The 13,733-nt window shown below is 43.3% G+C and carries 11 protein-coding genes and 1 pseudogene; 8 read left to right on the top strand and 4 right to left on the bottom strand.

Features of this window, described 5'->3' with window-relative positions:
* The first annotated feature begins 199 nt into the window (after nt 1–199).
* From OCU36_RS18070 to OCU36_RS18035, 8 genes are read left to right on the top strand one after another with little or no spacing between them, the layout of a single operon-like run.
* Complete coding sequence (locus OCU36_RS18070) at nt 200–1,297, top strand: SIS domain-containing protein (protein WP_261839887.1); 1,098 nt, start codon at nt 200–202, stop codon at nt 1,295–1,297.
* Nucleotides 1,298–1,308: 11 nt separating this feature from the next.
* Nucleotides 1,309–2,172, top strand: coding sequence for a tagatose bisphosphate family class II aldolase (locus OCU36_RS18065; RefSeq protein WP_261839886.1), 864 nt, complete (start codon nt 1,309–1,311; stop codon nt 2,170–2,172).
* Between the two features lie 12 nt (nt 2,173–2,184).
* Nucleotides 2,185–2,655: a PTS system mannose/fructose/N-acetylgalactosamine-transporter subunit IIB gene (locus tag OCU36_RS18060; protein WP_261839885.1), complete on the top strand. Its 471-nt coding sequence runs from the start codon at nt 2,185–2,187 to the stop codon at nt 2,653–2,655.
* 8 nt (nt 2,656–2,663) lie between these two features.
* Nucleotides 2,664–3,443: a PTS N-acetylgalactosamine transporter subunit IIC gene (gene agaW, locus OCU36_RS18055; RefSeq protein ID WP_261839884.1), complete on the top strand. Its 780-nt coding sequence runs from the start codon at nt 2,664–2,666 to the stop codon at nt 3,441–3,443.
* Nucleotide 3,444: 1 nt separating this feature from the next.
* On the top strand, nt 3,445–4,275 hold the full coding sequence (locus OCU36_RS18050) for a PTS system mannose/fructose/sorbose family transporter subunit IID (RefSeq protein WP_261839883.1): 831 nt from the start codon (nt 3,445–3,447) through the stop codon (nt 4,273–4,275).
* 11 nt (nt 4,276–4,286) lie between these two features.
* Nucleotides 4,287–5,015, top strand: a complete 729-nt coding sequence (locus OCU36_RS18045) for a sugar isomerase domain-containing protein (RefSeq protein ID WP_261839882.1) — start codon at nt 4,287–4,289, stop codon at nt 5,013–5,015.
* A gap of 9 nt (nt 5,016–5,024) precedes the next feature.
* Entirely contained in the window at nt 5,025–5,756 is a 732-nt protein-coding gene (locus OCU36_RS18040; protein ID WP_261839881.1) for an SIS domain-containing protein, read from the top strand.
* A gap of 56 nt (nt 5,757–5,812) precedes the next feature.
* Entirely contained in the window at nt 5,813–7,693 is a 1,881-nt protein-coding gene (locus tag OCU36_RS18035) for an RICIN domain-containing protein (protein ID WP_261839880.1), read from the top strand.
* A 551-nt stretch (nt 7,694–8,244) separates the two neighbouring features.
* Here OCU36_RS18035 and OCU36_RS18030 read toward each other — a convergent pair.
* The 4 genes and pseudogenes from OCU36_RS18030 to OCU36_RS18015 all read right to left on the bottom strand — a co-directional run bounded on the left by OCU36_RS18030 (nt 8,245) and on the right by OCU36_RS18015 (nt 13,595).
* Nucleotides 8,245–9,165, bottom strand: a complete 921-nt coding sequence (locus OCU36_RS18030) for an IS5 family transposase (RefSeq protein WP_261837391.1) — start codon at nt 9,163–9,165, stop codon at nt 8,245–8,247.
* Nucleotides 9,166–9,453: 288 nt separating this feature from the next.
* A complete protein-coding gene (locus OCU36_RS18025; RefSeq protein ID WP_261839879.1) occupies nt 9,454–10,746 on the bottom strand; it encodes an alpha/beta hydrolase in 1,293 nt (430 codons plus the stop codon).
* A 307-nt stretch (nt 10,747–11,053) separates the two neighbouring features.
* Nucleotides 11,054–11,791, bottom strand: a complete 738-nt coding sequence (locus OCU36_RS18020) for a DUF3726 domain-containing protein (RefSeq protein ID WP_261839878.1) — start codon at nt 11,789–11,791, stop codon at nt 11,054–11,056.
* Nucleotides 11,788–13,595 (bottom strand): annotated as a pseudogene (locus tag OCU36_RS18015) (hypothetical protein). Before OCU36_RS18015 ends, OCU36_RS18020 begins: the two are co-directional and overlap by 4 nt.
* Nucleotides 13,596–13,733: the final 138 nt, after the last annotated feature.

Below are 13,733 nucleotides of genomic sequence, written 5' to 3'. Positions count from 1 at the left end.
ATATAAAACTCCTTTTTAATAACTCAAACACAAAAGATAACGAAAGATATAAAACATTAAAAAGTGATATAGATCTACAATTTTTCTTATGCTTACTTTCACATTTCCTAATGTGATTTTGATCTTGTTTGATTGATAACATTTGACGTTATTATTTTGAACAACAAATGAAAAGTCAACTTAAAATTAGGAACTAAAAATGAAGCTTTTAACTGGTAGAACGAAAGCAAAACTAAAAGAATTAGGAGCATTCCATACGGCAAGTGAAATATATAGCCAACCTCAAAAGTGGCGTGAAGTTGTTGATATACATCAAAGTTGGGAATTCAAAGAACTATATTCATCCGTCGGTAGTGAATATGATAAAATAATATTTGTAGGAGCAGGAACATCCGAATTTGCTGGAGGTTTTGTTGCTAACTACCTAAAACCACATATTAAAACTAATGTGCTCAGTTTATCCACCGCTGACATTGTTGAAAACCCGACATTACATTTAGATGGAAATGAAAAAATATTAATGGTCAGTTTTGCAAGATCAGGTAATAGTCCTGAAAGCATTGCTTGTGTTGAAATATCCAATCACATTTGCAGTAATATTCAGCACTTAATTATTACATGTAATGAGGAGGGGGCACTATATAGATTAGCTCTGACGCACAATAAATACAGAGTTATGTTAATGCCCGAAGGAACGAACGATGTCGGATTCGCGATGACATCCAGCATTTCGTCCATGATGATCGCTGCCTTGTGTACATTCATGCCCAAGGGTTTCGAAACCGCCATATTTGAGGTGGCTGATGCCGTCGATTCGCTACTCGAACAATATTCAAATTCAGCACAAGATATTGCTCGTCAACACTTTGACCGAATTGTGTATTTGGGTTCGGGAGCACTAAAATCTATTGCTCAGGAAGCGTCTTTAAAAATGCTTGAGCTAACCGCAGGTAAAGTTGCTTGCCAATTTGATTCTCCACTGGCTTATCGTCATGGACCAAAGTCTTTTATTACACCAAACACGTACATCATCAGTCTGTTTTCAAAAGAATCCTATACCGTTCAATACGACAAGGATGTGTATAAAGAAATCATCAACGACGGTATCGGCTACACAGCGAAAATTGACGTTGGGGCTATTTCAAGCGACCTCCTTGCTTTTCCCTATCTAGTATTCGCTCAACTTGTGGCACTCGAAAAATCCATCCATGAGCACATTCTTCCAGACACCCCATGCCTTACAGGCGAAGTAAATCGCGTGGTTCAAGGTGTGACAATTTTCCCATTTACTAAATAGGTACTAAGACCATGAAATTAGTTTCTACAAAATATCTATTAGCACATGCACAACGACATGGCTATGCCGTCCCTGCATTCAATATTCACAATCTTGAAACCTTACAAACCATCTTAGACGCTGCGAGGGAGTTGTGTTCTCCGGTAATTATTGCAGGGACACCGGGTACGTTTAAGCACGCACCGATCAGTGTTTTTGCTGCGATGGTAGAAGAGTACAGTGCCCTACACAACATGCCTATCGCATTACACCTCGATCATCACGAAGATCCACACGATATCTTTTCCAAAATTGGGGTCGGCGTCCGAAGTGTCATGATTGATGCGTCGCACTTAGATTTCGAGCAAAACATTCATATGGTGTCAAAGGTTGTCCAGTTTGCCCATGCTCACGATGTATCAGTGGAGGCTGAACTCGGAGCTTTAGCGGGTATCGAAGACGAAAAATCGGTCAGCGACCTTGATGCAATGTTAACGGACCCAGCTCAAGCTGCCGAATTTGTCGAAAAAACCGGTATTGACTCTCTCGCCGTTGCTATCGGTACAGCACATGGCACCTACAAAGCGACGCCAAAATTGGACTTTGAACGATTACAAAAAATTCGAGCCTCCGTTGACATTCCACTCGTGCTTCATGGTGCCTCTGATGTACCCGATGAATTGGTCAAGGAAGCCATAAAAATGGGGGTCGCTAAAGTAAACATAGCCACTGATCTCAAATATCCGTTCTCTCACGCAATCAAAGAATATTTTGTTGAACACCCAGACGCTACCGATCCTCGCCATTATATGGTTGCAGGAATGAAAGCCATGAAAGAAGTAGTGAAACACAAAATCCATGTTTGCGGATCTGAGAACAAACTAATCATTAAATAACAAGGACAAATTATGCCCAATATCGTATACACAAGAATAGATGAACGTGGGTTACATGGACAAGTTGCGGTAGGCCATGGGCCGCACTCTGGTTGCAACCTCATTCTGTTTGCCAATGATGACGTAGCAAATGACCCCGCACAACAAGCGCTTGCCAAAATGTCAGCTGGTGAATTTGATACTCGATTCTTCACTATAGAAAAAACCATTAACGTCATCCACCGGGCGAATGACAAACAAAAGATCTTCATTCTTATTCGCTCCCCACAAGACGCACTAGCATTGGTTAAAGGTAATGTACTTCTACCCAAGATTAATGTTGGGAATATGCACTACAAAGAGGGGAAAAAACAAATTCACGACACGGTATCAGTCGATGAAAACGACTTAGCTGCATTCCGTGAACTCATCTCAATGGGCATCGAATGCACCATCCAGCGTAACCCATCCGACACACCTATTAACATGGTCGATTATATTTAGGAGGAACTATGGATTTACTTACTGTTTTAGCCATTTCAGCGTGGGTCGGTATTGCAGGCCTCGATTTTTATGGTTCAGGTCTAATGATTGGCCGTCCCATTGTTACTGGTCCCATCGTTGGGCTATTGATGGGCAACATGCAAATGGGCCTAGAAATAGGGGCGACATTAGAACTGGCTTGGCTCGGTTTGATGCCACTTGCTGGCGCTCAACCACCAAATGTTACCATTGGCTCCGCGGTAGGCGTGGTGTTTGGGATCCAGTCAGGTCTCGCTCCAACGGCCGTTGTTGGAGTCGCGATCCCATTCGCTATTCTTATGCAACAGTTAACTGTTATGCAATTTACCGCTTTTGCCACCTTTATGCCTAAGGTCGATAAGATGGCCGAAGAGTGTGACGTAAAAGGAATAGAGAGAGTCAATTACCTTGGCATGGCCGCGTACTTTTTTACATTTTTCATCTGTGCCTTCATTCCTACCTATTATGGGGATGTGGTAGCGAAGTCCATCGTCGAAAGTGTCCCTAAAGACATCATTGGTGGGCTGAGTATTGCCGGCGCAATGATGCCAGCGCTCGGCTTCTCTATGTTATTGAAAATGATGTTAAAGGAAAAACGTTTTACTCCTTTCTATATCATTGGTTTTGTTTTAGCAACCTTCTTAAAACTTCCAATCATTGCCGTCGCCCTACTCGCTCTTTCTGTGGCAATTGTCGACTATTTCAACTCGAAAGATAGCGACAACGCCGTTCCTCGCAACTCTGATGATAACTTAGAAGATGGAATTTAATATGGCTAAGAATAACGCAAACATCGAAGAATACGTCGATCAAGATACCAATGCGAACCTGGACGCCAAATTGATGCGTCAGTCCTGGTTGAGAATGTTATGGGTGCAAGCATCGTTTAATTATCAACGCATGCAATCCAGTGGTTTTCTATATGCCATGATTCCCGCACTAAAACGAATCCACAAAAACAAAACCGACCTTTCTGCGTCATTAAAACTGCACAACGAGTTTTTTAATACTTCACCGTGGCTCGTCACCTTTATGATGGGCGTGATTCTTGCCATGGAGAAAGGTAAACAACCACTGGAAACCATCCGTTCATTTAAAGTTGCTGCGATGGGCCCTATTGGTGGAATTGGTGATGCTATGGCGCAATTAACGATTCTTCCAATCACGGCCTCTATTGCCGCCTCCCTCGCACTTGATGGTGTTGGCATCGGTCCCCTTATATTTCTACTGATGTTCAATCTCGTTCGTTTTGCTATCTATGTGCCTATTTTTAATTATGGTTACAAGCTGGGACTCAATGCCTTAGGGATGCTTCAACAACAGAGCAAGGCATTCAGTCGTGGGGCCACTATCGTCGGATTAACCGTAGTTGGCGCATTAACCGCATCATTCGTACGCGTCAAACTTGGGCTGGAAATTCCATTAACTGGATCGGTACTCAATATTCAACAAGATGTGCTCGACAAAATTATGCCCAATATCTTACCGCTCATTGTGGTGATTGGTTGTTATAAGCTCATTATGCGCGGCATTTCACCAGTTAAAGTCATGCTCATTATGATTATCGGATCCATTGTACTTCACTACTTAGGCGTGCTCTAAAAGGAAAAAAAATGTTTGAATATATCAATAATTGCAAAGCAATCCTCAAGACAATAATTAATGAGGAGAGTCAAAACATAGAAAAAGCAGCGGGCATTATGGCAGAGACGTTAAAACGAGACGGGTTGATTCATGTCTCTGGTGGACACTGTCAGTTCTACGCGATGGAGGCATTTTATCGTGCAGGAGGCCTGGTTCCAATCAATCCACTGCTTCCCCACCTATTTGCCACTGGGCCTAGAACGCAATTCGCGTCGGACCATATCTATGAGATAGAAGGTGTCGGGACCAAAATCTTTGATGACCAACATGTCAATCAACATGACTGTATCGTTTTAGCTTCTATTGCTGGTCGAACAATCCCTACGATTGATATTGCTATTGCTGCTAAAAAGAAAGGACTTAAAGTTATTGCCTTACAATCTCTCGAGTTTAGTAAGCGTACGACTCCAAAGCATTCCAGCGGTCAATTTTTAAATGATATTGCCGATGTCGTTGTCGATCTCCATATTCCTTACGGAGACGCGGTACTCGATATTGAGGGCGTTGACGAGAAATGTTGTCCCGCATCATCCGTGGTCGGTTTTTCAGTACTTCAGTCTCTCGTAACACAAGCGATTTGTTCATTAGGTAAAGAGGGGATCACTCCCAAAGTGTGGGTCAGTTCAAACCTCGATAAAGGTGACGCGATTAACAAAGAACATATTAAATCAATGAAAGGTCGCGTCAGCTGCCTATAAGGAGGGAACATGTATAAAGAATATCTAAACGGCCTGCTTCACCATTTGGACATTGCATCCAATCAGCAAGATGCGATTTCCAAAGGTGCTCAATTAATGGCTGACACTATCGAAAACGACGGTCTCATTCATGTGACTGGTTGCGGACATTCACAAATGTTTGCCCATGAGATGTGGTTCAGAGCCGGAGGTTTGGTACAAATTAATGCCATTCTTCCACCTACCCTTGCTCTGTATCCGTATGCTCCTATGAGTACATTCTCAGAGCGGCAACATGGCTTAGCAAGCATCGCATTAAATGCGGAGAAAGACATTCGTAGTGGTGATGTGTTAATTGTTGTTTCAACCTCTGGACGCAACGCTGTTCCGATTGAGTTTGCGATTGAAGCCAAAAAACGAGGCCTAAAAGTGATTGGATTGACATCAATGGCATTCACGGAGGCGGTATCTTCTCGTCATGATTCGGGCAACAAACTGTGCGATGTTTGCGACGTCGTTCTTGATATGGGAGGCGTGGCTGGGGATGCCACTATCGAAGTCCCTAATCATGACTTTTCAACGGGCTCCATCTCTTCTGTCATCGGTTTTACTTTATTGAATACAATGACGGGCGAGTGCATCAAAGAGCTCGTTACAAGAGGAGTTTCTCCCAATATTTGGCGTTCTGTGAATTCTGAAAACGCTGAGCAGATTAACCGAGATAATTTGTGGAATTATAAAGACAGAATTACATGTCTATAACCAAACATTCGTTGACTCCACTTTAAAAGTGGAGTCTTTGATATGGAGCTAGAAAAATGAAACAAAAGCATAAAATATTTAGCAGTACGCTATCATTACTTTTAGGGCTTGTCTCTTTGCAACTCCAAGCCAAACCCACGGTATCGATCGATACGCCTACCCCTCTAAACATAGTCAACGACTCTCCTGGATTCTCATTTGTTGATGAAAACGGGAAATATTATTATCACGATACTCTGTCACAATATTCAACCTATAACCCCAATAATGAGGAGCATGCGTGGCGGTTTTTTACGGGCGACGATTTTTATGATGTCAATCGAAAATACGCAACTCAAAAACAAGCTATATCAGACAGAGCGACTGTACAAAACACCGTACCACTTTGTGAAAACTCTCCATTAATGCAAACCATTCAGCCCAGAGGAAATGCAAGTTACCCTTATAATAATTTCTGTGGTTTGATGAGTGTGTGGGTCGATCCCGACACTGGAGATTGGTATGGTCTTGTTCACGATGAAATCTTTGGATTGATACCACGCCAAGATGCCATCGAACTGGCTAAATCAACCGACAAAGGAAAAAATTGGCATATCACGAAGACGTTAGCAACTTCGCAGTTTGGTATGCGTGATTCTCGACAATTGCCCGCCGAACAACCTCGTGATTATGACCCCTACGCTCATACGTACGATTATGGGGGTGGAGATCCTCGCTTGTTTGTCGACTATTCAACTGGTTATTTCTATGTCTTCTATACCAGCCGAGTTCTAAATTTAGTTCCTAGTATCGAAAAAGACAATGGTTTTGATTCGTTCATGCAAGAACACGTCATGCGCGCCCCGATTTCTGAGAAAATGGCACCCAATAGTTGGGCCAAATATTATCAAGGTCAATGGTTAAAAATGGATAATGGTGCTGACCTTTCACTCGGTAACATCAAGCCAGACAGTAACATCGTGCCAACGGAATTATCAACGACAGGTTATTATTCAACAGAGTACACCCCTAAAAACGCCGGGGTTGTTCGTAGTATGCGTGCTAACGGACAACTAGTGAACTCTCCGCTGCGTGTTATGAACGTTTCATGGAATGCATACTTAAACAAATACATAGCCACCCCTGAGCATCGAAGCGGTCCATTGGATAAACAACCTTCACCACTCCCGATTTATGCTACGGATAACTTATCGTCTCAAAAATGGACACTATTGGCGACGTTACAAGGTTATAGCACCTCATCTTGGTATCGCTTTATGATGGATTCTAAGTTTCCAGCACTCAATGATTTTATTACCGGGAAAAACTTCACTTCAAATTGTTATCACCATTGCTCCAAGACTTCATCGGAATCTTTACCAATCACTCTGAACGACCCAACAAACAGTGTTCATGGTTATAACCTCCCATACTTGAGAAATGGAAACAACGAATATTTATATTGGAATAATGTTCATAAGGCGTTAGAAATAACAAACTCTGAACAAACGGCTAATAGCAATCGTTGGGTGATCCACGACTCTGGCGATGGATATGTTCGATTAATCAATATTGAGGAAGGCTTTCTATTTGACCCTAGTACACCAAGGTATCTGTCTGTGGCTCCGACCTCTAAAGCTAATATTGATGCCTATCGTAAATGGGGGACTAAAGTAGATCTAACCACTGATGTGTGTTCTCAGGATAAAGATTCAAAAGACTGCGTAGCAAGTCAGTGGATTATATTGAAAGACAAATCTGTCCAACAGGATAATTCGGAAACCGAAACGGGTCATGTAAGATTCATTAATCGGCTTAGTGGCTTGGCCTTAAGTTTTAATGATGACCGTTCACTATCTGAAAAAATTGCCATCTCTCCCCCAAGAAATTGGAATTGTGTAGAAAACACTTGCTTGGATTCTAGAACGACCTTATCTCAACAAATTGATTTTAAATAATTAATTACGTTAATAATTTCCTATCTATTAAATAATGATAGGTAGGAAATTATAAGGTTTTGTCGCAAATAAGGGGGGCCAATTATGTGTCCCCTCAACATTCCTCATCTTTAACTTAAATTTACATGTCGTCATTTCCCTTCTGAATGCATATTTCAGTCTGTTTGTTACTGTATTATTTTCAAAACCAGCCACCTTGGAATTGAAGAGGAGTTAATTGTGTAGCATCTATTCCTTTCCAATGACGCGTTTTCTCATTTGGTTAATCTTATCTTTCGTATTTAACAGGTGTACAACGAAAGCAAAGCCGCTAGTGTTAATAATACGTTTACCACCGTTAGATGGAAGAATCATGAGAGTACTTATTCAATATACCCAAACGGGCAAATACCGTGACCATGCGTGGGAAGCGTTAACTGTTCGTTCAAAAGGCGAGATTCAAGCTGTGACACCCTCTTATGCGGCACAACTTATCAAACAAAAACGCGCCAGTTTAGGGCTTTGTTGCGTAATTAAATTTAGAGATAGAGCCAACCCGTTTCGCTTGTTTCTTAGTCAATGCGACAAGTTTCAGGCATACCTAACCCAGTAAGCTTGTTCAACGCTTTTATCATCGCGTAAGTTTCACCCACCTGGGCATTGTAATTTCTTAAGCTCAGTTTCCCTCCTAGCAACTGTTTAACTCGATACATCGCTGTTTCTGAGAGTGAACGTTTGTGGTATCCATACCGCTCTTTCCAATACTTATTTGAGCCGTATAATTTCTGGCAACCCACGGCGAGATTTCGAGGGTGACCACGCTCCCAAAAGGCAGCCCCTTCTCTTGGGGGAATAAGCGCAATAGCTCCCTTAATCTTAATAGCAGCGTGACACGCTCTCGTGTCGTAAGCGCCATCACCAGACACCTTAAGGATACTTCGGCGTGTTTGTTTCAGTAAGTTCGGGAGTACTTCTCCATCTGTAACCGTCGATAAACTTAGCTCGGCGGCAATGATCTCATGAGTGTTGGTATCGACTGCAATATGCAGCTTTCGCCAGACTCTACGCTTGCCATCCGTCCCATGTTTTTTGACTTTCCATTCACCTTCGCCATAAACCTTAAGGCCAGTAGCATCAATAGCTAGGTGCTGTATCGCTCCTCTCGTTTTAGTCTTAAATGAAACCTCAACTTGCTTGGCTCTACGACTGATGCAGGTGTAATGCGGACAACTTAACGGTACATGGGCTAACCTAAATATCGAGTCGATAAATCCTTGCAGCGCTCTCAATGGCATAGAAAAAACTCGTTTGACCATGAGTGCTGTCGTGATAGCTAAATCACTGAACCGACGCGGCCTCCCGCGCTTATTCTGTTTGCTTTGCGCCCATCCGCTTATTGCTTCTTCATCAATCCAAAAGGTCAGAGAACCACGGTTAATGAGTGATTGGTTGTATTGCTTCCAGTTAGTTGTTTTGTAACGTGGTTTAGGCATAGGGCTACGAGATAGAGTGGACGTAGCTGCTCAGATCGTAGGTTCTTGATTTAGTTCCATTGAATTACGCAACAACGCCCCAGTTTAGCGACAACAGAAGATCAAGATATCGTCATCCAACCTTAATAATTTAAGGGCTACCCCTCCTAGCTCCTTCAATCGAACGGTTTGATGACCTAATAAAAACGCTGCATGGATGCAGCGTTTTGTTATTGAGTCGTAGGACAAAGCTTTTATCATTGAGCAACAATCCCATCATGAAGCCAAGGCATCGATACTCAGGCAAGTCTATTTAGGAATATTCTCGAGCGCTTTCACCATAGTCATTAACTTATCGACAATTCTTTCACCATCGACTCTCAAACCATTATGTTCATACTCGTTGGTAATCCATGCTTTAGAGTTTGGAATATTAGCAAGCGTTTCGCGACTGTAATCCAGCTCAACGTACATATCGTCTGCGTAAACCGCACACGCCATCGGAACGGTATTCTTACTCAGCTGTTCTGCCTTGTACAAAGTGCCCCAATCCGATTTCTCAGCTAATCGATTGGCCGCTTCGCGTAATGGCTTCAAGGTTTCTAGTTGCTCGAACATCCATGGGTACACCATTTCCCCAGTAAACCAAAACTCACTACCCGATTGGTAGTTGAAGTGTGGAAACTGCTGACGAACTCGATGTGCAGACCAGTTAGAGGCTGTGCCTTGGCAGTAAATCGATTCATGCAAGATCGCGTAAATTGGGTTAGTTAAGTACCCCTGCTCTTGCTGCATTTGATTTAAGAAACTGTAGCTCAACTGTCTGTGACCGTTCACGTCAACAAAGGCACTTTCCAGTGTGAAATACATCGGTAGATTTGCTTCACCGCCCCCCAGGTTAATACCAATAAGCTGGAACTGTTCAACCGTGAACACCTGGCCATTTGGCAGTCTTACATCATTATTAAGCAGGTAATCAGCGATCTCGCGACACATCGCTTGCGCTTGTGGAAACTGAGCAAAAAACGCTCTATTCTTCTCTTCGACACGCTTATACGTGGCACGATAAACATCGTCCGCACCACGCTCAATTGAGGGAATCCCCCCTGTGACATAACAACGTTGTAAGCTCTGTGGGAACAGGGATAAATAGCTCAAAGTGCAGAAACCACCAAAGCTTTGGCCAATCGTCGACCATTGTTTAATACCAAATTTTTCACGAATAGCTTCAGCGTCTCGAACGATATTATCGGCTCTGAAATGCGTCAAGTACTCGACTTGTTGCTCTGGAGAGAGAGGCGCCAACGTTTCATGACTGATCACCGTGCTATTGCCTGTTCCACGCTGATCGAGAAGCAGAACACGGTAGTTTTGTAATGCACGCTTTAACCAACCCGATTGACCGCTCACTCGTGGAGATGGAAAGCCAGGGCCGCCCTGAAAATAGATCAGCCACGGCAATTCTTGCGCATCTTTAGCGAGATCAACCAGTTCACGAGCGAAAACTTGGATCTGTTGTCCATCTTTTGCTTGATAGTCGAGTGGCAACTCAAAAGAGTGCTGACGATACAGGGTAGTTCCATCAATAAAGTTAGCTTGCACGCTTCATTCCTTTTTATCTGATTCTAAAGTCATTGGTATGAATAAAAATGGCGCCCTTTGGCACCTATCATGAGCAAGATACGCATAGTCGGATATAAATGAAACCGTTTGTTGAACCTGAATGTGACAGTACTGCGTTAAACCGCCCACTTCGCTCTATATGGACAACAACCGATTCCAAAACAGAAGGTTTACAACGTGGTCTATTATTAGCGCAAAAGGATAACGAAAAAAAGAACTTAACGAGGTGAGGATACGTTAAGCTCTTTGGTTTATTCTGTTAGCGATAGTGCTATTGATACACAAGCTATGAAGTTGTCAGTTCACCCGCCCCCTGAATCGAACGTTGGCTATTTTCAACCAGAATTACGCTGGCGGCTTCTTTTAGTGTCGCCCATTCGGCATCATCAACGACAATACCGTCACACCATGCATTCTCTTGAGTCTTAAACAAAGACTCAGAAGTAATATGTATTGGGTACCCATCTGATAAACGTTCAACATCGAAATTTTGCACAGAAAATTCAATGGTCATATCGTGAATATGTTCGTCTGATGCTGGTGGTAAATCAGATAAAAATAGTTCTGGCGCGACACAACCACGGTTAAGAATATATAACGTGCTTTTCGGGTTAGACCCATTATTCCAACGAGCGGTACATGCGATACCTTTCGCGGCTAATTTCACTAGCTCGCTGTACGCTAGCCAACGGTTGTGGCAGTTATATAACTCTATCTTTAGTGCTTTTTCACCCACCATTTTTTCAATCGCATAATCCATCACTACAGGAAGGTGGCATGCCAAACTCGCCATGTTGAGGTCAACTTCCACGGTATTGTTACTGGTCATATGAATGTCCACTGGGCAATCGCACTCTAATCCGATAAAGTGACTCGCATTGTTAAAATGACGAACACCATCCAATCCAACCATTTGTAAATCTGCGACCATATTTGCTATTACATCGGCTTCACCACATGTTCGACGCATACCCAAAAAAGCTTTATTGACGGCCGCTACCAGCTCATTGTGAGAAACGATCATAACGACTTACCTCCATGTTGGCTTTCTATTGATGTACTGCGAGTAGGCACATTTTGCGAATCAGACAGTTCCGATTCACTCGGCAGTAATGGGAAGACCCATTCATCCTGATGAATTTCATCAAGCAATGGCGCCCCTTGGAAAAACGTCACTCGCACCCAGCGGTCTGATCGGGGATCAAACTTAGTCGCACCAAACATCGCTAACTTACAACGCAGTAAATGCATCGGTAGCGCTTCTTTGTGCAGCACATTCATTTGAATATCACCCATCGCTTTATTACCAAGGGTCCAGACTCGTCGTGCTATCGCACGGTGTTGTGGCTGCTTAACAAGAAACTCTGCCAATGAAAGCTGCGGCGCGAATTGCAATAAGCTGTGGTATAAACGGTATGCTTGACGTCCAATATCTAACGGCAGTTCACGCTCTTCACCCAGCTCTTCACCTCGTATTCCGAGCCTCGGCTCCTCTTTGTCTTGAGAGCGATACCAGAACCAGTAGTTGTTCTCTGCTTTCGTAAAATCGGTAGCGATCGCCCAACGGTACTTTTCTTCTAATATAATCAAGAGGTCCTGAATTTTCTTACCACTAGGAAGCGACAGCGTTTCGCTACAATTCATTTGGTCTTGATGGGCATCCACCAATTCTGGGTAGAGTTCCATCAGGCATGAAAGAAGGACTTCTTGGGTCTCCATACTCATGTGTTTAGATTGTTCAACCACCTGCGTCCATGTGTCATATAGGCTCACCGAAGCGTCTAAAGATTGTTCTACGTGTTGCAGTTCAGTAACCGCAGCTCTATTCAATGCTTGCTGGTTTTCATTGATGGTAACCACTTGTTCTAGATGGGAAATGGCTCTATTTATCAAGACGCGTAGTGGTTCGATTAAAGCGCTATCCGTTGGACTCGCAAGTACTTCAGCCAATGCGAGTTCCCGAGTCGTCATCCATTGATCAACAATACTTGGGTGATTGATCAAGTATGGCGCCATACCTAAACCTGTCGCGTTGCCGACCCCTAAGTAGCGCTGCAACCCTCTGTGTAAGGTAATGGCTTGTTCACCTCCTTGTTGCTGTGCGAGGTAATGGACCCAGTCTAGGCTGAACTCACGCAGCATATACACCGCACACATTTGAGCACCAAATGACTGATTAAAGTCTGGATTGTTCTCTAAGATTTTAAAGTCAGCAATCCCAAACTTGCCGTTACCGTAGACCGCTGTTGTTCGAAGGATATACCCGACTTCAGCGAGTTCCTCCGTCGTTGGTTGAACACCTTTCGCCAAATAATGAACGATATGCTCAAACACACGAACACTTTTGTTTGCCCGAGCAAGAACCAACACATTGTTGGGATTACGGCCAGCTTCTTGAAGCGGGACGTTCGCACGAAGCCGCTCAAGCAAAGCAACATCAACCTCGCCCAGAACAAGTGCAAATGTTACGTCCCACTTTTCGGCAATAACGCGGTCGTTTCGCTCGTCATCCGCGATCTCATCGCAGAAAACCACTAAATGGTAAACATGATTTGGTGTCTCTAGCTTATAGATAACGTGACCAAAACCTTGAGGGTTTAATTGCCACTCAGACTTGGTTACTCTCCATTGCTGTTGCGCCATTTTACGAATCAAGGTTCTTACGAAACTGATGCGCGTCTGGTGCATCGCACCTAGCCTTTCTGGAGCCATGACAACGGCCGCGTCACGCAGTGCTGATTCAGTGTAGGTAGAACGATGTGCATCCATTTTGCTGACCACCTTTGTTAGGGTTTAGCTAGCCATTCAGAACCGTTCGGTGCTGTCATTTGAGGCATTCAATGATTAATGCTGGTTAGCTTTCACGTTTTGGATATTGATAAAGGCAATCGAACACATGCCTTACTCTTTGACTAAATACTTATCGTCCGATGTATTTTCACCAGTACGATTTCGTTTCCCTTTCG

Source organism: Vibrio artabrorum (assembly GCF_024347295.1).
In the GTDB taxonomy this organism is placed as follows: domain Bacteria; phylum Pseudomonadota; class Gammaproteobacteria; order Enterobacterales; family Vibrionaceae; genus Vibrio; species Vibrio artabrorum.
The sequence above is the reverse complement of the archived record's forward strand: the minus strand, read 5'-3'. Positions and strand labels throughout refer to the sequence as shown.

Coding starts and splice junctions, on each gene's coding strand:
- OCU36_RS18070 (WP_261839887.1), top strand. CDS start 200: ATGAAGCTTTTAACTGGTAGAACGAAAGCAAAACTAAAAGAATTAGGA.
- OCU36_RS18065 (WP_261839886.1), top strand. CDS start 1,309: ATGAAATTAGTTTCTACAAAATATCTATTAGCACATGCACAACGACAT.
- OCU36_RS18060 (WP_261839885.1), top strand. CDS start 2,185: ATGCCCAATATCGTATACACAAGAATAGATGAACGTGGGTTACATGGA.
- agaW (WP_261839884.1), top strand. CDS start 2,664: ATGGATTTACTTACTGTTTTAGCCATTTCAGCGTGGGTCGGTATTGCA.
- OCU36_RS18050 (WP_261839883.1), top strand. CDS start 3,445: ATGGCTAAGAATAACGCAAACATCGAAGAATACGTCGATCAAGATACC.
- OCU36_RS18045 (WP_261839882.1), top strand. CDS start 4,287: ATGTTTGAATATATCAATAATTGCAAAGCAATCCTCAAGACAATAATT.
- OCU36_RS18040 (WP_261839881.1), top strand. CDS start 5,025: ATGTATAAAGAATATCTAAACGGCCTGCTTCACCATTTGGACATTGCA.
- OCU36_RS18035 (WP_261839880.1), top strand. CDS start 5,813: ATGAAACAAAAGCATAAAATATTTAGCAGTACGCTATCATTACTTTTA.
- OCU36_RS18030 (WP_261837391.1), bottom strand. CDS start 9,165: ATGCCTAAACCACGTTACAAAACAACTAACTGGAAGCAATACAACCAA.
- OCU36_RS18020 (WP_261839878.1), bottom strand. CDS start 11,791: ATGATCGTTTCTCACAATGAGCTGGTAGCGGCCGTCAATAAAGCTTTT.